This is a genomic window from Pandoraea captiosa (genome assembly GCF_902459775.1).
GTDB lineage: Bacteria > Pseudomonadota > Gammaproteobacteria > Burkholderiales > Burkholderiaceae > Pandoraea > Pandoraea captiosa.
The window spans coordinates 48,019-65,196 of sequence record NZ_CABPSQ010000010.1 but is presented as its reverse complement, the minus strand read 5'-3'; the positions used below and the strand labels follow the sequence as shown (position 1 = coordinate 65,196).

Below are 17,178 nucleotides of genomic sequence, written 5' to 3'. Positions count from 1 at the left end.
GCGCCCGCTCAGGGAGGAGAAGCGGGGGACGTCACACGCAGTGCGAACATCCGGTTGGTATGATATACCATGCGTTCGAAAGTTTCCCGGCAAGCCCCCTTTTTTGCGCGCCTTCCCTCTTACGGAATCGTTGAGCCAACCGCAACGACTGCTCCGATTTCGGGACACGTCAAAGCGACTGAACCGCGGGAATTTCCGACGCGCCATTCTTCGTCCAAAGGACCGATCGCATGAGCTCCTATCCCCTGCTTCGCCCGCGCCGCATGCGACGCGACGACTTCTCGCGCCGTCTGATGCGCGAAAACCATCTGACTTGCGACGACCTCATCTACCCGGTGTTCGTCCTCGAAGGTGAGAAACGCCGCGAGGCCGTCGACTCCATGCCTGGCGTCGAGCGCGTTTCTGTCGACGAACTCATGCGTGTCGCCGATACCTGCGTCACGCTCGGCGTGCCGGTGATCTCGTTGTTCCCGAACATTGAGTCGTCCCTCAAGACGCCCGACGGCATCGAGGCGACGAATCCCGATGGCCTGATTCCGCGCGCCGTGCGCGAGCTCAAACGTCACTTCCCGGATCTGGGGGTACTCACGGACGTAGCGCTCGACCCATACACGAGCCACGGTCAAGACGGTGTGCTCGACGAAAACGGCTATGTCGTCAATGACGTGACGACGCGGATTCTGGTGCAACAGGCCGTCACACAGGCCGAAGCGGGTGTGGATATTGTGGCGCCGTCCGACATGATGGACGGCCGCATCGGCGCTATCCGCGAAGCGCTTGAGGCCGGCGGCCACATCCATACGCGCATCATGGCGTATGCCGCCAAGTACGCATCGGCGTTCTACGGCCCGTTCCGTGACGCCGTCGGTTCGGCAGCCAACCTCGGCAAGAGCAACAAGATGACGTATCAGATGGATCCCGCCAATTCGGACGAAGCGCTACGGGAAGTCGCGCTCGATATCGAAGAGGGTGCGGACATGGTGATGGTCAAGCCGGGCATGCCGTATCTCGACATCGTGCGTCGCGTGAAGGACGAATTCCGCTTCCCTACCTATGCCTACCAGGTCAGCGGTGAGTACGCGATGCTCAAGGCCGCCGCACAGAACGGCTGGCTCGATCACGACAAGGTGATGATGGAGTCATTGCTTGCGTTCAAGCGCGCCGGCGCGGACGGCATTTTGACCTACTTCGCCCTCGACGCCGCGCGTCTGATCCGCGCGCAAGGGTAAACGGCCTTCCGATCTTCAGGCCTTCGGGTCCGGCAGCTCAGCTTTCCGGCCCGAACGCCTTATCCAGACTGCGCAGGAACTGGTCGGCAGATTGCGCGCCGATCACGCGCGTTCCAGTCACCTCTTTTCCGCCCCCGTCGAAGAAGATTATCCCCGGCGGTCCAAACAAGCCGAATCGCTTGAGCAGGGCCTGATCGTCCGCATTGTTGGCAGTCACATCGGCCTGCACGAGCACCATCTGGTCGAGACGCCCCTTCACACGCGGGTCCGTAAAGACGAAGCGCTCCATCTCCTTGCAACTGATGCACCAGTCCGCATAGAAATCGAACATCACCGGACGCCCCGCCGTTGCGACCACCTGATCAAGTTCGGCCAACGTGCGCACCCGCTGAAATTTGACGCCCTCCGACACGGTCGCGCCGGCATTGGCGCTGCCCGTCGTCATGGCAGATAGCCCGGCCAACGGCGTGAGCGGATCGCGCGCTCCCGCTGCGGCGCCAACAAGCGCCACGGCCCCGAGCAGCGCGGCGACCACGCCCAATCCCTTGAGCAAGCGGCGAGCGCTGCTGACGCCATCCGGCAGGCTGTCGAATACGCGCATGAACGATGCCGCCACCAAAAGGAGTACGCCCCAACCGAACAGGAGCACAGGCGTGCTCAGCAGCGGACGCACGATCCACAGCGCCACGCCCAGCAACAGGAACCCGAAGAAGCGCTTCACACCGTCCATCCATGCCCCCGCGCGCGGCAGCAACGTGCCGCCACCGCCGGCGAGAATCACGAGCGGCAACCCCATGCCCAGCGACAACGCGAAGAGGGCCGAACCGCCGAATACGGCGTCCCCCGTCTTGGCAATGAACGCGAGCGCTGCCGCGAGCGGCGCCGTCACACACGGGCTAACGATCAGCCCCGACAGCACGCCCATCATCGCAGCCCCCATCCACTGCCCGGACTTCTGCTTCCGCGCGGCGCCGTCGATCCGGTCACGCAGCGCTGTGGGCAATTGAATCTCGTACAGACCGAACATCGACAGCGACAGCGCCACCATCAGTAGCGCGAAGAGGGCAAGTACCCACGGGGCTTGCAGGAAAGCGATCAGCCCCTGTCCGAGGAGGCCGGCAGCGACCCCGATGATCGTATTGACGATGGCCATTCCCAGAACGTAGGCAATCGCCAGACGGACGGCCTTCCCCCGGCTCGCCTCCTGGCCCGCCACGATGGAAAGCAGAATCGGCACCATCGGAAGCACGCAAGGCGTGAACGCCAGACCGACACCCAATGCGAAGAAGATTCCCAATGCGAGCGCGAAGCTTCCCCCCGAGAGAATGCGTTCTGCCTCGCTATAGTCGTCGCGCGCGGACAGCCATCCGTTTGACGCATTGGCCGACGCTGCCGGCGCTGCCGTCGCTGCCGTCGCGGCCGACTTAGCGTCGCTCGCCTGGCGTGCGCCGTCCCCCAACAATGCTTGAGTCGCCGGACCTGCGAGCGTCGCCGCATCCGAGCCTCCCGCGCCGGCAGCGCCGATTGCTGCCGCGGAGATCTTCAACGGCTTGTCCATCGGCGGGTAGCAGAGCCCCTTGTCCGCGCATCCCTGCATCGTGACGTTCAACGTAAAGGGAGCACTCGCATGAGTGATGGGAATACGAACGTCGATGGGCTCGTGAAACACCTCCATGTCCTTGCCGAAGGTTTCATCGTGCTTGACTTCCCCCTTGGGGAACACCGGTGCGCCGAGCGTGACGGCAGCGCTATCCGCAGCAAACGCAAACCGCTCGCGATAGAGGTAGTAACCTTTGGCGACCTCGAAATGCAGCAGTACGGCGCCGGGCTGTTCCGTTTTCGTCACCTTGAAGGCGACGTCCGGATCCAGAAAATCATCTGCAGCGTGAGCACGTCCTGCCGTCAAGGCAAACAGGAGCGCCAAGGCCATTAGCACCATTGACGCAAGCGACGAGCCTCGCCACAGACAGTGCCGTATAGCGCGCCCCGCCGCGCGATCTGCTGCCCACAACGCCTGCGCGCCCCTCATCTTCACGTCAAACATGCAGTTGTCCCCGTGTCTCGTCTTCCACCCAACGCGCATAAGCCGGCAGTGCCGCCGTGGCAGGCCAGGCAACGATCTCCGGAACGTCGTAAGGATGGTGTTCCTTGATGTACTGCTCCAATGCGCCATAGCGCCCGGCAGTCGTTTTGATCATGAGTGGCACTTCAAGCGTCGTCTCACGTTTGCCTTGCCAGCGATAGCTCGAACGCACCGGCGCCATCTGTTGCACGCACGCCGCGAGCCGGGCGACCAGCATGCCGTCGATGGCAGCTTCCGCGCTGGCTTCGTCGGGAAACGTCGTCATGACGATAAGAAGGGCATCCATGATGTGCGTAGACCATGCGGGTGTGAGGTTGTTCACTGTACACCGACATGGCGAAACGTGTACGTGTGAGCCCGCAATTCCAGACGGGCACTGATGCCCGCTCGGACAAAGCACAAAACAAAAAGCCAGGTCGAAGACCTGGCTCTTTTAACGACTAACGGCCCGCTAGAGACCGTTGCGCAAATCGCTTACTCAGCGACTTCCGGTGCTTCCGTGTCGACTTCCGGACGATCCAGCAGTTCGACGAAAGCCATCGGTGCGTTGTCACCCACGCGGAAACCCATCTTCAGGATACGCAGGTAGCCGCCCGGACGGTTGGCGAAACGCGGGCCCAGTTCGTTGAACAGCTTGGTGACCATTTCACGATCGCGCAGGCGGTTGAACGCCAGACGACGGTTGGCGACGGAGTCCTTCTTGCCCAGCGTGATGAGGGGCTCGACGACCTTACGCAGTTCCTTGGCCTTCGGCAGCGTGGTCTTGATCGCTTCGTGCTGCAGCAGCGAGTTCGACATGTTACGCAGCATTGCCAGACGGTGGCTGCTCGTACGATTCAGTTTACGCAAACCATGACGGTGACGCATTTCAACTTTCCTTTAAACAGAGTTTTCGACCAAGCTCTTCTATCGGTGACAAACACCGCGGGCCGGTACCTTCGCATTCGGCCGTATCGGATATCTTCCGACGCGCCGCACTTACGTAATGACACGGCCGCCCCAGGGCGGCCATGTCATTACACCTTACTTCTCGAGACCAGCCGGCGGCCAGTTTTCGAGCTTCATGCCCAGCGTGAGACCACGCGAGGCAAGGACTTCCTTGATTTCGTTGAGCGACTTGCGACCCAGGTTCGGGGTCTTGAGCAATTCGTTCTCGGTACGCTGGATCAGGTCGCCGATGTAGTAGATGTTTTCGGCCTTCAAGCAGTTAGCCGAACGCACCGTCAACTCGAGATCGTCCACCGGACGCAGCAGGATCGGATCGATCTGCGGCGCACGCGACGGCGCTTCGCTGGCGGCTTCCGTGCCTTCCAGCGCAGCGAACACCGACAGTTGGTCGACGAGGATGCGAGCCGATTGACGGATCGCTTCTTCCGGCGACACCACACCGTTGGTTTCGATGTTCATCACGAGCTTGTCCAGGTCCGTACGCTGTTCCACACGGGCCGATTCGACCGCATAGCTCACACGCTTGACCGGCGAGAACGACGCGTCGAGAACGATACGGCCGATAACCTTGGCCGACTCGTCACCATAACGGCGAACGTTACCCGGGACATAACCACGACCCTTTTCGATCTTGATCTGAACGTCGAGCTTGCCGCCCTTCGCCAGATGCGCGATCACGTGATCGGGGTTGATCAGTTCCACATCGTGGGGCACTTCGATATCCGAAGCGCGCACCACACCTTCACCATCCTTGCGCAGCGTAACGGTGACTTCGTCACGGTTATGCAGCTTGAACACGACACCCTTGAGGTTCAACAGGAAGTTAACAACGTCTTCCTGGACACCGTCGATGGTGGAATATTCATGCACAACGCCGGCGATCGTCACTTCGGTCGGCGCATAGCCCACCATCGACGACAGCAGCACGCGGCGAAGCGCGTTGCCCAAGGTGTGGCCATAGCCACGTTCGAACGGCTCCATCACGACTTTGGCGTGATGCTCACCGACCGGCTCAACCGCAATGATCTTGGGCTTCAACAAACTGGTTTGCATAGGTTTCCTTTTCAATACCCTCGGCTCGTTACACCGATAAGGCTGATGGGTGACAACCTGCACGGAACGCAAAACGCGCCGTGAGGCGCGTCAGCATCATACGGATTAACGCGAATACAATTCGACGATCAGGCTTTCGTTGATGTCGCCCGCGATATCGCTACGTTCCGGCAGTGCCTTGAAAGTGCCTTCCATCTTCTTGGCGTCAACCGAAACCCAGATCGGGAAACCGACTTGCTCAGCCAGCGTCAGTGCTTCTTGAATACGCACTTGCTTCTTGGCCTTTTCGCGCACGGCGATAACGTCGCCGGCCTTGACCTTGATCGACGGGATGTTCGACACAACACCGTTCACCACGATTGCCTTGTGGCCAACGAGTTGGCGCGCTTCAGCGCGGGTCGAACCAAAGCCCATGCGGTACACGACGTTGTCCAGGCGCGACTCGAGCAGTTGCAGCAGGTTTTCACCCGTGTTGCCCTTGACGCGGTCGGCTTCCGCGAAATAACGACGGAACTGACGCTCAAGCACGCCGTAAATACGCTTGACCTTCTGCTTTTCGCGCAGCTGGTTGCCGTAGTCCGACGTACGAGCACCCGACGTGCGGCCATGCTGACCCGGCTTGCTATCCAGCTTGCACTTGTCGGCGAGCGAGCGACGTGCGCTCTTCAGGAAGAGGTCAGTACCTTCACGACGGGAGAGTTTGGCCTTCGGGCCGATATAACGTGCCACGGTTGTTCCTTTATCTCAAAATTTGACGCAGCGAACTTTGTCCACTACGCAAGTCCGGTACCAATGTACCGGACGGTGGTCTTAGAAATTACTACGCGCACGGCCGAGACCGTGCGCGAACCCGCGATTATAGCAGGATTTTCTGAAGCGTCTTAGATGCGACGACGCTTCGGCGGACGGCAGCCGTTGTGCGGGACCGGCGTCACGTCCGAGATGGCCGTGATCTTGATACCCAGCGCATTCAGTGCACGAACCGCCGATTCGCGACCCGGGCCCGGGCCCTTGATGCGGACTTCGAGGTTCTTCACACCGTATTCCAGTGCGACGCGGCCAGCCGACTCAGCAGCAACCTGGGCGGCAAACGGGGTCGACTTACGCGAACCCTTGAAGCCCTGGCCACCCGACGTCGCCCATGCCAGCGCATTGCCCTGACGATCGGTGATCGTGATGATGGTGTTGTTGAACGAAGCGTGGACGTGCACGACGCCTTCGGCAACGCTCTTCTTGACCTTCTTGCGAACGCGCTGCGAAGCGGCGTTGTTCTGTTGCTTAGCCATGAGTTCCTATCCTCTGGTTACTTCTTCAGCGAGACGCCGGCCTTACGCGGGCCCTTGCGGGTACGCGCATTGGTACGGGTACGCTGACCGCGAAGCGGCAAGCCCTTGCGGTGACGCATACCACGATAGCAGCCCAGGTCCATCAGGCGCTTGATGCTCATGGTCACTTCACGGCGCAGGTCGCCTTCGACCGTCAGTTGACCCACTTGGTCACGCAGCTTTTCGAGATCGGCGTCGTCGAGGTCCTTGACCTTCTTCGAGTACGCCACGCCGGCGGCGTCGCAAATCTGGCGAGCGCGCGTGCGGCCGACACCGTAAATAGCCGTCAGGCCAATAGCGGTGTGCTGGTGGTTCGGGATGTTAACCCCTGCGATACGAGCCATTCGTAATTCCCCAACTAAATAGCGTTAAAGGCCGATTAGCCCTGACGTTGCTTGTGGCGCGGATCCGAACTGCAGATCACGCGCAGCACGCCTTTGCGCTTCACAAACTTGCAATTGCGGCAGATGCACTTAACAGATGCCAAAACTTTCATGACAATTCCCTCTCTCTAATCACTTCGCCCGGAAGACGATCCGCGCACGCGACAGATCGTAGGGCGTCAACTCTACCGTCACCTTATCCCCGGGCAGGATACGGATGTAGTGCATCCGCATCTTGCCGGAAATATGTCCGAGTACTACATGGCCATTTTCCAGCTTTACCCGGAAGGTGGCATTGGGGAGGTTTTCAAGGACCTCACCCTGCATTTGAATAACGTCGTCTTTCGACATGATCCCGGATCAGCGAAGCGTCATGTTATTGCCGCCCTTGAAATTCGCCTTGCGGAGCAGCGACTCATACTGTTGCGACATCACATACGACTGCACTTGCGCCATGAAGTCCATCGTCACCACCACGATAATCAGCAGTGAGGTCCCACCGAAGTAGAACGGGACATTCCAACGCAACACCAGAAACTCAGGCAGCAAACACACCAGGGTGACATACGCTGCGCCGGCCAGTGTCAGACGCGTCAGGATCTTGTCGATATACCGCGCCGTCTGGTCGCCCGGACGAATCCCCGGGACAAACGCTCCGCTCTTCTTCAGGTTCTCGGCGGTCTCCTTGCTGTTGAACACCAGTGCGGTGTAGAAGAAGCAGAAGAACACGATCGCCAGTGCGTAGAGCATCACGTAGATCGGCTGACCCGGCGACAACTTCGCCGCGATATCCTTGAGCCAGCGCGCGTTATCACCTGCGCCGAACCAATTCGCGATCGTTGCCGGGAACAGGATGATCGACGATGCAAAGATCGGCGGAATCACGCCTGCCATGTTCAGCTTGAGCGGCAGGTGCGAAGCCTGACCACCGTACACCTTGTTGCCGACCTGACGCTTGGCGTAGTTCACCAGGATCTTGCGCTGACCACGTTCGACGAAAACGACGAAGAACGTCACCAGCACCACCAGGACACAGATCACGATCGCCGAGAACGGACCGATCGAACCCGTGCTGACGAGCTCGAACAAGCCGCCTACCGCGTTCGGCAAACCGGCCGCGATACCACCGAAGATGATGATCGAGATACCGTTACCGAGGCCGCGTTCGGTGATTTGCTCACCCAGCCACATCAGGAACATCGTGCCGGTCACGAGCGTGATCACCGTCGTCAGGCGGAACAACATGCCCGGATCGACGACGAGCCCCGGCTCGCTCTCCAACGTCACCGCAATCGCAGCTGCCTGGAAGAGCGCAAGCACCACCGTGAAATACCGGGTGTACTGCGTGATCTTGCGTTGTCCGGCCTGGCCTTCCTTACGCAAAGCTTCCAATTGCGGCGATACCATCGCCAGCAACTGCATGATGATCGACGCTGAAATGTACGGCATGATCCCCAGCGCGAAGATCGTGAAACGCGACAACGCACCGCCAGAGAACATGTTGAACATGCCCAGGATCCCGCCCGACTGGCGCTGGAACAACTGCGCCAGCTGATCGGGGTCGATGCCCGGCACCGGGATATGCGCACCAATACGGTAGACGATCAACGCCAGCAGCAGAAAAACCAGCCGCCGGCGCAGATCCGCATACTTCGGGCCCTGCGTACCAGGCTTAGCGAGATTAGGAGACTTGGCCAATGCTGGCTCCGGGGTGTCCTAACTTACTCTGCGACCGAACCGCCGGCCGCCTGAATTGCCGTGAGCGCACCCTTGGTGACGCCCAGACCCTTCACAACGACCTTGCGGGTGATCTCGCCTGCGGCGATGATCTTGGCCGACAGCGACAGCTCGCTCACCAGACCGGCCTGCTTCAGAACCAGCAGATCGATCTCGTCGACCGGCAGGTTGTTCAGGTCCGACAGGCGAACTTCGCCCACGAAACGACGCGTCAGCGACTTGAAACCACGCTTCGGCAGACGACGTTGCAGCGGCATTTGACCGCCTTCGAAGCCCACCTTGTGGAAGCCGCCCGAACGCGACTTCTGACCCTTGTGACCACGGCCGGCGGTTTTACCCAGACCCGAACCGATGCCACGGCCAACGCGGCGCTTGGCGTGCTTGGCGCCTTCTGCCGGCTTAATCGAATTCAATTCCATTTTGCCCTCGCTCAGTCGACGATCTTCACAAGGTACGAAACCTTGTTGATCATGCCCCGCACAGCGGGCGTATCCTGCAACTCGCTGACCGAATTGAGGCGACGCAGGCCCAGACCCTTGACGGTGGCGCGATGGTCTTCGCGCGTACCGATCAGGCTCTTGACCAGCTTAACTTTCACAGTTTGCTGCGACATATTGATCACCCTTAGCCGAGGATCTCTTCCACCGACTTGCCACGCTTAGCGGCGATGTCAGCAGGAGTCGATTGTTTCTTCAGGCCATCGAGCGTGGCGCGGACCAGGTTGTACGGGTTCGTCGAGCCAAGGCTCTTCGTCACCACGTTGGTCACGCCCATCACCTCGAACACCGCACGCATCGGGCCACCAGCGATCACGCCGGTACCGTCCTTCGCCGGCGACATCAGGACGCGCGAGGCGCCATGCTGGCCGAGAACGTTGTGTTGAAGGGTGCCGTTCTTCAGAGCAACCTTGAACATGTTGCGGCGGGCTTGTTCCATTGCCTTTTGAACGGCAACCGGGACTTCCTTCGCCTTGCCCTTGCCCATGCCGATGCGGCCATCGCCGTCACCAACCACGGTCAACGCGGCAAAACCGAGAATACGGCCACCCTTCACAACCTTCGTGACACGGTTGACCGCGATCATCTTCTCGCGAAGGCCGTCGTCGCGTTCGTCAGCCTGAACTTTCGCTTGCATCTTTGCCATGACGGATCCTTACTTAGAACTTGAGGCCGGCTTCACGGGCAGCGTCGGCCAGAGCCTTGACGCGACCGTGATAGCGGAAGCCCGAGCGGTCGAAAGCCACGCTTTCGATGCCGGCAGCCTTCGCCTTTTCGGCGATACGACGACCGATCAATGCAGCAGCGGCAGCGTTGCCACCCTTGCCTTCCTTGTCGCCCAGTTCCTTGCGCACTTCGGCTTCCAGCGTCGAAGCGCTGGCCAGCACTTGCGTGCCGTCTTCCGAGAAAACTTGCGCGTAAATGTGCACGTTGGTGCGATGCACGGAAAGGCGATGCACCTTTTGAGCTGCCAGCTTGATACGAGTCTGGCGAGCGCGGCGCACACGAGATTGTTTCTTGTCCATGTTTCGCACCCTTACTTCTTCTTGGTTTCCTTGAGGATCACCACCTCGTCCGCATAGCGGACGCCCTTACCCTTGTAGGGCTCGGGCGGACGGTAACCGCGAACTTCCGCAGCCACTTGTCCGATGCGTTGCTTGTCAACGCCCTTGATGATGATCTCCGTCTGCGTCGGGGTCTCTGCCTTCACGCCTTCCGGCATGGCATGCACGACATCGTGCGAGAAACCCAGCTCGAGCTTCAGGTTGTTACCTTCAGCCTTGGCACGGTAACCCACGCCAACGAGTTGCAGCTTCTTTTCGAAACCCTTGCTCACACCGGTCACCATGTTGTTGACCAGTGCACGTTCCGTACCATACAGCGCGTTCGCTTCACGGCTTTCGTCTGCCGGGGCGAAGGTGATGGTGCCGTCTTCGATCTTGACGTTCACGAGGGCGTTCACGCCGCGGGTCAGCGAACCCAGGGCACCCTTGACCGTCAGCACATTGCCAGCCAGCGTTGCTTCAACGCCCTTCGGCAGCGCAATGGGACTCTTACCTACTCGAGACATTTCAACTCTCCTCGGTTAGGCCACGTAGCAGATGACTTCGCCGCCCACGCCAGTGGCGCGTGCCTTGCGATCCGTCATCACGCCCTTCGGGGTCGAGACGATTGCAACGCCCAGGCCATTCATGACCTGCGGGATGTCGTTGCGGCTCTTGTACACACGCAGACCCGGGCGCGAAACGCGCTCGAGGCGCTCGATCACCGGACGGCCAGCGTAGTACTTCAGTGCGATGTTCAGCACCGGCTTGGTTTCTTCTGCTTCAACCGCGAAGTCTTCGATGTAGCCTTCGTCCTTCAGGACCTTGGCGATCGAGACCTTCAGCTTGGACGAGGGCATCTTCACCGATGCCTTCTCAACCATCTGAGCGTTGCGGATGCGAGTCAGCATATCGGCGATAGGATCGCTCATGCTCATGGTGCTTCTCCTATTACCAGCTTGCTTTGGTCACGCCCGGGATTTCGCCACGGAAGGCGATTTCACGGATCTTGTTACGGGCCAGGCCGAATTTGCGGAACGTGCCGCGCGGGCGACCGGTCAGCTCGCAACGATTGCGTTGACGCGTCGGGTTGGCGTTACGCGGCAGCTGTTGCAGCGCCAGACGTGCTTCATAACGCTCGTCTTCCGACTTGCTGGTGTCTTCGATGATCGCTTTGAGGTCAGCACGCTTGCCAGCGTACTTCGCCGCCAGACGGGCGCGCTTCTTTTCGCGTTCGATAAGTGCCAGTTTAGCCACGATTACCTCAGTTACGGAACGGGAATTTGAACGCCGACAGAAGAGCCTTGGCTTCTTCGTCAGTCTTCGCAGTCGTGGTGATGCTGATGTTCAGACCACGCAGTGCGTCGATTTTGTCGTACTCGATTTCGGGGAAGATGATCTGTTCCTTCACACCGATGTTGTAGTTGCCACGACCGTCGAACGCACGACCCGAAATACCACGGAAGTCACGCACGCGCGGCAGAGCCACGGTGATGAAACGATCCAGGAATTCGAACATACGCTCGCCGCGCAGCGTCACCATCGTACCGATCGGGTAACCTTCGCGGATCTTGAAACCGGCGATAGCCTTGCGAGCCTTCGTCACCACCGGCTTCTGGCCGGCGATCTTCGTCAGGTCGCCAACGGCGTGCTCAATGATCTTCTTGTCAGCGACGGCTTGACCAAGGCCCATGTTCAGGGTGATCTTGGTGATGCGCGGCACTTCCATGACGGACTTGTAACCGAACTGCTTCGTGAGCTCGGCGACAATCTTGTCCTTATAGAATTCTTGCAAACGGGCCATTATCTATACTCCCTGCGACTTAGGCACCGACGACCGCACCGGTCGTCTTGAGGAAGCGGACCTTCTTGCCGTCTTCGACCTTGATGCCCACGCGCGACGGCTTGCCATTGGCATCCACCAGCGCCACGTTCGAAACGTGGATCGGCATCGTCTTGTCGACCACGCCACCTTGCGTGCCCTTCATCGGGTTCGGCTTGACGTGCTTCTTGGCAACGTTCACGCCCTCGACGACCAGCTTGTCACCATCAACGGCCAGAACCGTGCCACGCTTGGCCTTGTCCTTACCCGTCAGAACGATGACTTGGTCACCCTTGCGAATCTTGTTCATGTGTCGGCTCCTTACAGCACTTCCGGGGCCAGCGACACGATCTTCATGAAGCGTTCGGTACGCAGTTCACGCGTAACCGGTCCGAAGATACGGGTGCCGATCGGCTCGAGCTTGGTGTTAAGCAGCACGGCGGCATTGCCGTCGAATTTGACCAGCGAGCCGTCCTGGCGACGCACGCCCTTGGCGGTGCGCACGACCACTGCGTTGTAGATTTCGCCCTTCTTGACGCGACCACGCGGGGCAGCATCCTTGACGCTGACCTTGATGATGTCGCCAATGCCGGCGTAGCGACGCTTGGAGCCGCCCAGCACCTTGATGCACATCACTTCGCGCGCACCGGTGTTGTCGGCTACTTCGAGCCGGGTTTCAGTTTGAATCATGGTGTTATCTTCCCAACTTAATCCGACACATAAGCGTCGGTCAGTCTTGGTCCCCGTCAGCACCAAAGGGTGCCGTTTGGGTTGAGTCGTTCAAAAGTGGACAACCTTGCTACCTCATCCAGACCCGTAGAGGATACGGATCGGCCTCGGAAGCCATCCACTTCCTTGCGAAACCAAAGACCGGTTTTGGCGAAAGAAGCGGAAAGTCCGGAATTATACAATGATAATTCCGGACTTGCAAGTCAAGCCTTCGCTTCAGACTGCCTTAGATGATACGGGCAGCTTCCACGAGACGGGCAACCGTCCAGGCCTTGGTCTTCGACAGCGGACGGGATTCTTGAATCTCGACCAGGTCGCCTTCCTTGTACTGGTTGGTTTCGTCGTGCGCGTGATACTTCTTCGAGCGCACGATGTACTTGCCGTAGAGCGGGTGCTTCATTTGACGCTCGATCAGCACGGTAACCGTCTTGTCCATCTTATCGCTGACAACGCGACCAACGAGGGTGCGCTTCAGCGAAGTCTTAGCGGTATCGTTCATTTCTGGCTCGCCTTCTCAGTCAACACGGTACGCACACGCGCGATGTCCTTGCGCACCTTCTTCAACTGGCTGGTGTTGCTCAGCTGTTGGGTGCCCGCTTGCATGCGAAGACCGAATTGGGCCTTCAACAGATCCGACAGTTCCTTGTTCAGGCCGTCGACATCCTTGGCACGAAGTTCGGATGCTTTCATTTCAAATTCTCCCTTCAGGCGCCAAGGCGACGTACGAAGAACGTCGTCTGAATCGGCAGCTTGGCTGCGGCCAGGCGGAACGCCTCGCGCGCCAGCGCTTCATCCACACCGTCCATTTCGTACAGCATCTTGCCCGGCTGAATCTCGGCGACGTAGTACTCCGGGTTACCCTTACCGTTACCCATACGCACTTCTGCCGGCTTTTGCGAGATCGGCTTGTCCGGGAAGATACGGATCCAGATACGGCCACCACGCTTGATGTGGCGGGTCATAGCACGACGAGCAGCTTCGATTTGACGAGCCGTCAGACGACCACGACCGACCGCCTTCAGGCCGAATTCGCCGAACGACACTTCGTTGCCACGGGTGGCGACGCCAGTGTTACGGCCCTTCTGCTCTTTGCGATACTTTCTGCGTTTCGGTTGCAGCATGATTATTCTCCAGTCTTGGCGTCGCCTTCAGGCTTGCCAGCCGGACGGCGTGCACCACCGCGCTTCGCACCGGCCTTGTCGCCAGCGTCGTCACGACGGGGGCGACGGTCGCCCGGACGCGCGTTGCGGCGCGGACGCTTTTCTTCGGCCGGCTCTTCAGCCACCGGAGCGTCGTTGCGGCCCAGCGTGTCACCCTTGTACACCCACACCTTGATACCGATGATGCCGTACGTCGTCTTCGCTTCCGAGGTTGCGTAGTCGATGTCAGCGCGCAGCGTGTGCAGGGGCACACGACCTTCACGGTACCACTCGGTACGAGCGATTTCGATGCCGTTCAGACGGCCAGCGCTCATGATCTTGATGCCCTGGGCACCCAGACGCATCGCGTTCTGCATCGCGCGCTTCATTGCGCGACGGAACATGATACGGCGCTCGAGCTGCTGAGCGATCGAGTCGGCGATCAGCTGCGCATCGGTTTCCGGCTTGCGGATTTCTTCGATGTTCACGTGCACGGGCACGCCCATGCGCTTTTGCAGCTCAGCCTTGAGGATTTCGATGTCCTCGCCCTTCTTGCCGATCACAACGCCCGGACGCGAGCTGAAAATCGTGATACGTGCATTCTTGGCCGGACGCTCGATGACCACGCGGCCAACCGAAGCGTTCTTCAGCTTCTTCTTCAGGTAATCGCGAACGCCGATATCTTCCTGCAGCATTTTCGCGAAATCCTGGTTGTTCGCGTACCAACGCGAAGCCCAGTTACGGCTGACAGCCAGACGGAAGCCAGTCGGATGAATTTTCTGTCCCATCGTGACCCCTTAGTTGCCCAGCGTCACAGTGATGTGACAGGTTTGCTTCTCGATGCGGTTACCACGGCCCTTGGCGCGCGCGGTGAAACGCTTGAGCGAGGTCGCCTTGTCAACGTAGATGCCCTTAACGCGCAGCTCGTCGATGTCAGCACCTTCATTGTGCTCGGCGTTGGCGATTGCCGACTCGAGCACCTTCTTGATGATGACCGCGGCCTTCTTCGGCGAGAAGGTCAGAACATTGAGCGCACGCTCCAGCGGCAGGCCGCGAATCTGGTCAGCGACCAGACGCGTCTTCTGCGCCGAGATACGGGCACCGCGATGAATTGCTTTCACTTCCATGATCGGCCCCTTATTTCTTCGCCTTCTTGTCGGCCGCATGGCCCTTGAAGGTACGGGTGAGAGCGAACTCACCCAGCTTGTGGCCGACCATGTTTTCCGTCACGTACACCGGCACGTGTTGACGGCCATTGTGCACAGCGATCGTCAGACCGATGAAATCGGGCAGGACGGTCGAACGGCGCGACCAGGTCTTGATCGGCTTCTTGTCACGCGATGCGGCTGCTGCTTCCACCTTCTTCAGCAGATGAGCGTCGCAAAACGGACCTTTTTTAACAGAACGAGTCATTTGCTAGCTCCAATTAACGCTTCTTGCGACGCTGAACGATCATGCTGTCGGTGCGCTTGGTCGAGCGGGTACGCTTACCCTTGGTATGCTGACCCCACGGGCTGACCGGATGACGACCAGCAGCCGTACGACCTTCACCACCACCGTGCGGGTGATCCACCGGGTTCATCGCCACACCGCGAACGGTCGGGCGAATACCGCGCCAACGCTTTGCACCGGCCTTGCCCAGTTGGCGCAGGCTGTGCTCTTCGTTACCGACTTCACCGATGGTGGCGCGGCACTCGATGTGCACGCGACGGACTTCACCCGAACGCAGACGCACTTGAGCGTACGTGCCTTCACGAGCCAGCAGCATGGCGGACGTACCAGCAGCACGGGCGATTTGCGCGCCCTTGCCCGGCAGCAGTTCGATGCCGTGAATCGTCGTACCGACCGGAATGTTACGGATCGGCAGCGTGTTGCCAGCCTTGATCGGCGCTTCCGAGCCGCTCACCACTTGCTGGCCGACGGTCATGCCCTTCGGTGCAAGGATGTAACGACGCTCGCCGTCGGCGTAGCACAGCAGTGCGATGTTCGCGCTGCGGTTCGGGTCATACTCAAGACGCTCAACCTTCGCCGTGATGCCGTCCTTGTTACGACGGAAGTCGACGATACGGTAGTGCTGCTTGTGACCGCCACCCATATGACGGGTGGTGATGTGACCGTTGTTGTTACGGCCAGCGGTCTTGCTCTTGGTATCGAGCAGCGGGGCGAACGGCTTGCCCTTATGCAGATCCTTGTTGACGACCTTGACCAGCGAACGGCGGCCCGGCGACGTCGGTTTCGTTTTGACGAGTGCCATGATTACTTGGCCTCCGCTTCAAAATTGATTTCCTGACCCGGCTTCAAGCTCACGTAAGCCTTCTTCTCGTGGTCGCGACGACCCATGAAGCGGCCAAAGCGCTTTTGCTTGCCCTTACGGTTCAGGATTTGCACCGACTCGACTTCAACCTTGAAGAGAAGCTCAACAGCAGCCTTCACTTCTTGCTTGTTCGCGTCGCGTGCAACTTGGAACACCACTTGTTCATTCTTGTCAGCCACCAGCGTCGCCTTCTCGGAGATCACCGGCGCGAGCAAGACCTGGTACAGACGATGGTCGTTTTTACGCACGTCGCTCATGACAGCATCTCCTCAATCTTGGCGATCGCGCCCTTCGTCAGCAGCACCTTCTTGAAGTAGATGAGCGACAGCGGGTCGGCGAAACGCGGCTCGGTGACGGCAACGTGAGCCAGATTGCGCGAGGCCAGGAACAGGTTCTCGTCCACGCTATCCGTGATCAGCAGCACCGACTCAAGGCCCATGGCCTTGATCTTTTCAGCGAGCAGTTTGGTCTTCGGGGCATCAAGCTTGATGTCTTCGACGACCGACAGACGACCTTCACGGGCGAGCTGCGACAGAATCGAGCACACACCGGCGCGGTACATCTTCTTGTTGACCTTGTGGGTGAAGTTCTCTTCCGGCGAATTCGGGAAGATACGGCCACCGCCGCGCCACAGCGGGCTCGACGACATACCGGCACGAGCACGGCCCGTACCCTTCTGACGCCACGGCTTCTTCGTCGTGTGCTTGACCTGTTCACGGTCCTTCTGCGCACGGTTGCCGCTGCGGGCGTTGGCTTGATAAGCCACCACAACCTGATGGATCAGCGCTTCGTTGTAGTCACGGCCGAACACGACGTCCGACGCGTTGACAGCAGCGCCTTCCTGACCTTGCTCATTCAGGAGCTTCAGTTCCATTG

At 59.6% G+C, this 17,178-nt stretch carries 30 protein-coding genes; 1 reads left to right on the top strand and 29 read right to left on the bottom strand.

Going from position 1 to position 17,178, the window contains the following annotated elements; translation table 11 throughout:
* Positions 1-230: 230 nt before the first annotated feature.
* On the top strand, positions 231-1,229 hold the full coding sequence (gene hemB / locus PCA31118_RS20950; RefSeq protein WP_150626957.1) for a porphobilinogen synthase: 999 nt from the start codon (positions 231-233) through the stop codon (positions 1,227-1,229).
* A 37-nt stretch (positions 1,230-1,266) separates the two neighbouring features.
* Here the strand turns inward: hemB and dsbD are convergent, their stop codons facing one another.
* The 29 genes from dsbD to rplD form a co-directional block, all read right to left on the bottom strand.
* The gene (gene dsbD, locus PCA31118_RS20945) at positions 1,267-3,168 is read right to left on the bottom strand and encodes a protein-disulfide reductase DsbD (protein WP_150627027.1); all 1,902 of its coding nucleotides are present in this window, start codon (positions 3,166-3,168) and stop codon (positions 1,267-1,269) included.
* Positions 3,169-3,265: 97 nt separating this feature from the next.
* Positions 3,266-3,598 carry a divalent-cation tolerance protein CutA gene (gene cutA / locus PCA31118_RS20940; RefSeq protein ID WP_150626956.1) on the bottom strand — a complete coding sequence of 111 codons (333 nt, stop codon included), beginning with the start codon at positions 3,596-3,598 and terminating at the stop codon, positions 3,266-3,268.
* A gap of 188 nt (positions 3,599-3,786) precedes the next feature.
* Positions 3,787-4,179, bottom strand: a complete 393-nt coding sequence (rplQ, locus tag PCA31118_RS20935; RefSeq protein ID WP_039393695.1) for a 50S ribosomal protein L17 — start codon at positions 4,177-4,179, stop codon at positions 3,787-3,789.
* 156 nt (positions 4,180-4,335) lie between these two features.
* Positions 4,336-5,313: a DNA-directed RNA polymerase subunit alpha gene (locus PCA31118_RS20930; protein WP_039393697.1), complete on the bottom strand. Its 978-nt coding sequence runs from the start codon at positions 5,311-5,313 to the stop codon at positions 4,336-4,338.
* A gap of 105 nt (positions 5,314-5,418) precedes the next feature.
* Entirely contained in the window at positions 5,419-6,042 is a 624-nt protein-coding gene (gene rpsD / locus PCA31118_RS20925; protein WP_044457324.1) for a 30S ribosomal protein S4, read from the bottom strand.
* A 152-nt stretch (positions 6,043-6,194) separates the two neighbouring features.
* Positions 6,195-6,599 carry a 30S ribosomal protein S11 gene (rpsK, locus tag PCA31118_RS20920; RefSeq protein WP_010804113.1) on the bottom strand — a complete coding sequence of 135 codons (405 nt, stop codon included), beginning with the start codon at positions 6,597-6,599 and terminating at the stop codon, positions 6,195-6,197.
* A 17-nt stretch (positions 6,600-6,616) separates the two neighbouring features.
* Positions 6,617-6,982: a 30S ribosomal protein S13 gene (gene rpsM, locus PCA31118_RS20915; protein WP_044457325.1), complete on the bottom strand. Its 366-nt coding sequence runs from the start codon at positions 6,980-6,982 to the stop codon at positions 6,617-6,619.
* 35 nt (positions 6,983-7,017) lie between these two features.
* Positions 7,018-7,134, bottom strand: a complete 117-nt coding sequence (rpmJ, locus tag PCA31118_RS20910; protein ID WP_010804115.1) for a 50S ribosomal protein L36 — start codon at positions 7,132-7,134, stop codon at positions 7,018-7,020.
* A 19-nt stretch (positions 7,135-7,153) separates the two neighbouring features.
* Complete coding sequence (gene infA, locus PCA31118_RS20905; RefSeq protein ID WP_010804116.1) at positions 7,154-7,372, bottom strand: translation initiation factor IF-1; 219 nt, start codon at positions 7,370-7,372, stop codon at positions 7,154-7,156.
* 9 nt (positions 7,373-7,381) lie between these two features.
* Positions 7,382-8,719: a preprotein translocase subunit SecY gene (secY, locus tag PCA31118_RS20900; protein WP_039406340.1), complete on the bottom strand. Its 1,338-nt coding sequence runs from the start codon at positions 8,717-8,719 to the stop codon at positions 7,382-7,384.
* A gap of 23 nt (positions 8,720-8,742) precedes the next feature.
* On the bottom strand, positions 8,743-9,177 hold the full coding sequence (rplO, locus tag PCA31118_RS20895; RefSeq protein ID WP_039393709.1) for a 50S ribosomal protein L15: 435 nt from the start codon (positions 9,175-9,177) through the stop codon (positions 8,743-8,745).
* A gap of 11 nt (positions 9,178-9,188) precedes the next feature.
* Positions 9,189-9,371 (bottom strand): 50S ribosomal protein L30, encoded by a 183-nt coding sequence (gene rpmD, locus PCA31118_RS20890; RefSeq protein WP_023593832.1) that lies wholly within the window; start codon positions 9,369-9,371, stop codon positions 9,189-9,191.
* 11 nt (positions 9,372-9,382) lie between these two features.
* Positions 9,383-9,901 (bottom strand): 30S ribosomal protein S5, encoded by a 519-nt coding sequence (gene rpsE / locus PCA31118_RS20885; RefSeq protein WP_039393711.1) that lies wholly within the window; start codon positions 9,899-9,901, stop codon positions 9,383-9,385.
* A gap of 13 nt (positions 9,902-9,914) precedes the next feature.
* Positions 9,915-10,280, bottom strand: coding sequence for a 50S ribosomal protein L18 (gene rplR / locus PCA31118_RS20880; RefSeq protein WP_010804121.1), 366 nt, complete (start codon positions 10,278-10,280; stop codon positions 9,915-9,917).
* A gap of 11 nt (positions 10,281-10,291) precedes the next feature.
* The gene (gene rplF / locus PCA31118_RS20875) at positions 10,292-10,825 is read right to left on the bottom strand and encodes a 50S ribosomal protein L6 (protein WP_023593831.1); all 534 of its coding nucleotides are present in this window, start codon (positions 10,823-10,825) and stop codon (positions 10,292-10,294) included.
* Positions 10,826-10,840: 15 nt separating this feature from the next.
* Positions 10,841-11,236 carry a 30S ribosomal protein S8 gene (gene rpsH / locus PCA31118_RS20870; protein WP_010804123.1) on the bottom strand — a complete coding sequence of 132 codons (396 nt, stop codon included), beginning with the start codon at positions 11,234-11,236 and terminating at the stop codon, positions 10,841-10,843.
* A 13-nt stretch (positions 11,237-11,249) separates the two neighbouring features.
* Entirely contained in the window at positions 11,250-11,555 is a 306-nt protein-coding gene (rpsN, locus tag PCA31118_RS20865) for a 30S ribosomal protein S14 (protein ID WP_039393717.1), read from the bottom strand.
* A gap of 7 nt (positions 11,556-11,562) precedes the next feature.
* Positions 11,563-12,102 (bottom strand): 50S ribosomal protein L5, encoded by a 540-nt coding sequence (gene rplE, locus PCA31118_RS20860; protein WP_023593829.1) that lies wholly within the window; start codon positions 12,100-12,102, stop codon positions 11,563-11,565.
* A gap of 19 nt (positions 12,103-12,121) precedes the next feature.
* Positions 12,122-12,430: a 50S ribosomal protein L24 gene (gene rplX / locus PCA31118_RS20855; RefSeq protein WP_023593828.1), complete on the bottom strand. Its 309-nt coding sequence runs from the start codon at positions 12,428-12,430 to the stop codon at positions 12,122-12,124.
* Positions 12,431-12,441: 11 nt separating this feature from the next.
* A complete protein-coding gene (gene rplN, locus PCA31118_RS20850; RefSeq protein WP_010804127.1) occupies positions 12,442-12,810 on the bottom strand; it encodes a 50S ribosomal protein L14 in 369 nt (122 codons plus the stop codon).
* 265 nt (positions 12,811-13,075) lie between these two features.
* Positions 13,076-13,348, bottom strand: a complete 273-nt coding sequence (gene rpsQ, locus PCA31118_RS20845) for a 30S ribosomal protein S17 (protein WP_039393722.1) — start codon at positions 13,346-13,348, stop codon at positions 13,076-13,078.
* Positions 13,345-13,539 carry a 50S ribosomal protein L29 gene (gene rpmC, locus PCA31118_RS20840; protein WP_010804129.1) on the bottom strand — a complete coding sequence of 65 codons (195 nt, stop codon included), beginning with the start codon at positions 13,537-13,539 and terminating at the stop codon, positions 13,345-13,347. The genes rpsQ and rpmC overlap by 4 nt, the downstream gene beginning before the upstream one ends.
* A gap of 14 nt (positions 13,540-13,553) precedes the next feature.
* Complete coding sequence (gene rplP / locus PCA31118_RS20835) at positions 13,554-13,970, bottom strand: 50S ribosomal protein L16 (protein ID WP_010804130.1); 417 nt, start codon at positions 13,968-13,970, stop codon at positions 13,554-13,556.
* 2 nt (positions 13,971-13,972) lie between these two features.
* Positions 13,973-14,776 (bottom strand): 30S ribosomal protein S3, encoded by an 804-nt coding sequence (gene rpsC, locus PCA31118_RS20830; RefSeq protein WP_039393724.1) that lies wholly within the window; start codon positions 14,774-14,776, stop codon positions 13,973-13,975.
* A gap of 9 nt (positions 14,777-14,785) precedes the next feature.
* Positions 14,786-15,115, bottom strand: coding sequence for a 50S ribosomal protein L22 (gene rplV / locus PCA31118_RS20825; protein ID WP_023593826.1), 330 nt, complete (start codon positions 15,113-15,115; stop codon positions 14,786-14,788).
* A 10-nt stretch (positions 15,116-15,125) separates the two neighbouring features.
* Positions 15,126-15,401 (bottom strand): 30S ribosomal protein S19, encoded by a 276-nt coding sequence (gene rpsS, locus PCA31118_RS20820; RefSeq protein WP_010804133.1) that lies wholly within the window; start codon positions 15,399-15,401, stop codon positions 15,126-15,128.
* 13 nt (positions 15,402-15,414) lie between these two features.
* Positions 15,415-16,242: a 50S ribosomal protein L2 gene (gene rplB, locus PCA31118_RS20815; protein WP_044457326.1), complete on the bottom strand. Its 828-nt coding sequence runs from the start codon at positions 16,240-16,242 to the stop codon at positions 15,415-15,417.
* 2 nt (positions 16,243-16,244) lie between these two features.
* Entirely contained in the window at positions 16,245-16,559 is a 315-nt protein-coding gene (gene rplW, locus PCA31118_RS20810) for a 50S ribosomal protein L23 (protein WP_010804135.1), read from the bottom strand.
* Positions 16,556-17,176, bottom strand: coding sequence for a 50S ribosomal protein L4 (gene rplD, locus PCA31118_RS20805; RefSeq protein ID WP_010804136.1), 621 nt, complete (start codon positions 17,174-17,176; stop codon positions 16,556-16,558). Before rplD ends, rplW begins: the two co-directional genes overlap by 4 nt.
* Between the last annotated feature and the right edge of the window lie 2 nt (positions 17,177-17,178).

Bases quoted from the DNA above. Each gene is read 5' to 3' on its own strand.
- hemB (WP_150626957.1), top strand. From the start codon at position 231: ATGAGCTCCTATCCCCTGCTTCGCCCGCGCCGCATGCGACGCGACGAC.
- dsbD (WP_150627027.1), bottom strand. From the start codon at position 3,168: ATGGTGCTAATGGCCTTGGCGCTCCTGTTTGCCTTGACGGCAGGACGT.
- cutA (WP_150626956.1), bottom strand. From the start codon at position 3,598: ATGGATGCCCTTCTTATCGTCATGACGACGTTTCCCGACGAAGCCAGC.
- rplQ (WP_039393695.1), bottom strand. From the start codon at position 4,179: ATGCGTCACCGTCATGGTTTGCGTAAACTGAATCGTACGAGCAGCCAC.
- PCA31118_RS20930 (WP_039393697.1), bottom strand. From the start codon at position 5,313: ATGCAAACCAGTTTGTTGAAGCCCAAGATCATTGCGGTTGAGCCGGTC.
- rpsK (WP_010804113.1), bottom strand. From the start codon at position 6,599: ATGGCTAAGCAACAGAACAACGCCGCTTCGCAGCGCGTTCGCAAGAAG.
- rpsM (WP_044457325.1), bottom strand. From the start codon at position 6,982: ATGGCTCGTATCGCAGGGGTTAACATCCCGAACCACCAGCACACCGCT.
- rpmJ (WP_010804115.1), bottom strand. From the start codon at position 7,134: ATGAAAGTTTTGGCATCTGTTAAGTGCATCTGCCGCAATTGCAAGTTT.
- infA (WP_010804116.1), bottom strand. From the start codon at position 7,372: ATGTCGAAAGACGACGTTATTCAAATGCAGGGTGAGGTCCTTGAAAAC.
- rplO (WP_039393709.1), bottom strand. From the start codon at position 9,177: ATGGAATTGAATTCGATTAAGCCGGCAGAAGGCGCCAAGCACGCCAAG.
- rpmD (WP_023593832.1), bottom strand. From the start codon at position 9,371: ATGTCGCAGCAAACTGTGAAAGTTAAGCTGGTCAAGAGCCTGATCGGT.
- rpsE (WP_039393711.1), bottom strand. From the start codon at position 9,901: ATGGCAAAGATGCAAGCGAAAGTTCAGGCTGACGAACGCGACGACGGC.
- rplR (WP_010804121.1), bottom strand. From the start codon at position 10,280: ATGGACAAGAAACAATCTCGTGTGCGCCGCGCTCGCCAGACTCGTATC.
- rplF (WP_023593831.1), bottom strand. From the start codon at position 10,825: ATGTCTCGAGTAGGTAAGAGTCCCATTGCGCTGCCGAAGGGCGTTGAA.
- rpsH (WP_010804123.1), bottom strand. From the start codon at position 11,236: ATGAGCATGAGCGATCCTATCGCCGATATGCTGACTCGCATCCGCAAC.
- rplE (WP_023593829.1), bottom strand. From the start codon at position 12,102: ATGGCCCGTTTGCAAGAATTCTATAAGGACAAGATTGTCGCCGAGCTC.
- rplX (WP_023593828.1), bottom strand. From the start codon at position 12,430: ATGAACAAGATTCGCAAGGGTGACCAAGTCATCGTTCTGACGGGTAAG.
- rplN (WP_010804127.1), bottom strand. From the start codon at position 12,810: ATGATTCAAACTGAAACCCGGCTCGAAGTAGCCGACAACACCGGTGCG.
- rpsQ (WP_039393722.1), bottom strand. From the start codon at position 13,348: ATGAACGATACCGCTAAGACTTCGCTGAAGCGCACCCTCGTTGGTCGC.
- rpmC (WP_010804129.1), bottom strand. From the start codon at position 13,539: ATGAAAGCATCCGAACTTCGTGCCAAGGATGTCGACGGCCTGAACAAG.
- rplP (WP_010804130.1), bottom strand. From the start codon at position 13,970: ATGCTGCAACCGAAACGCAGAAAGTATCGCAAAGAGCAGAAGGGCCGT.
- rpsC (WP_039393724.1), bottom strand. From the start codon at position 14,776: ATGGGACAGAAAATTCATCCGACTGGCTTCCGTCTGGCTGTCAGCCGT.
- rplV (WP_023593826.1), bottom strand. From the start codon at position 15,115: ATGGAAGTGAAAGCAATTCATCGCGGTGCCCGTATCTCGGCGCAGAAG.
- rpsS (WP_010804133.1), bottom strand. From the start codon at position 15,401: ATGACTCGTTCTGTTAAAAAAGGTCCGTTTTGCGACGCTCATCTGCTG.
- rplB (WP_044457326.1), bottom strand. From the start codon at position 16,242: ATGGCACTCGTCAAAACGAAACCGACGTCGCCGGGCCGCCGTTCGCTG.
- rplW (WP_010804135.1), bottom strand. From the start codon at position 16,559: ATGAGCGACGTGCGTAAAAACGACCATCGTCTGTACCAGGTCTTGCTC.
- rplD (WP_010804136.1), bottom strand. From the start codon at position 17,176: ATGGAACTGAAGCTCCTGAATGAGCAAGGTCAGGAAGGCGCTGCTGTC.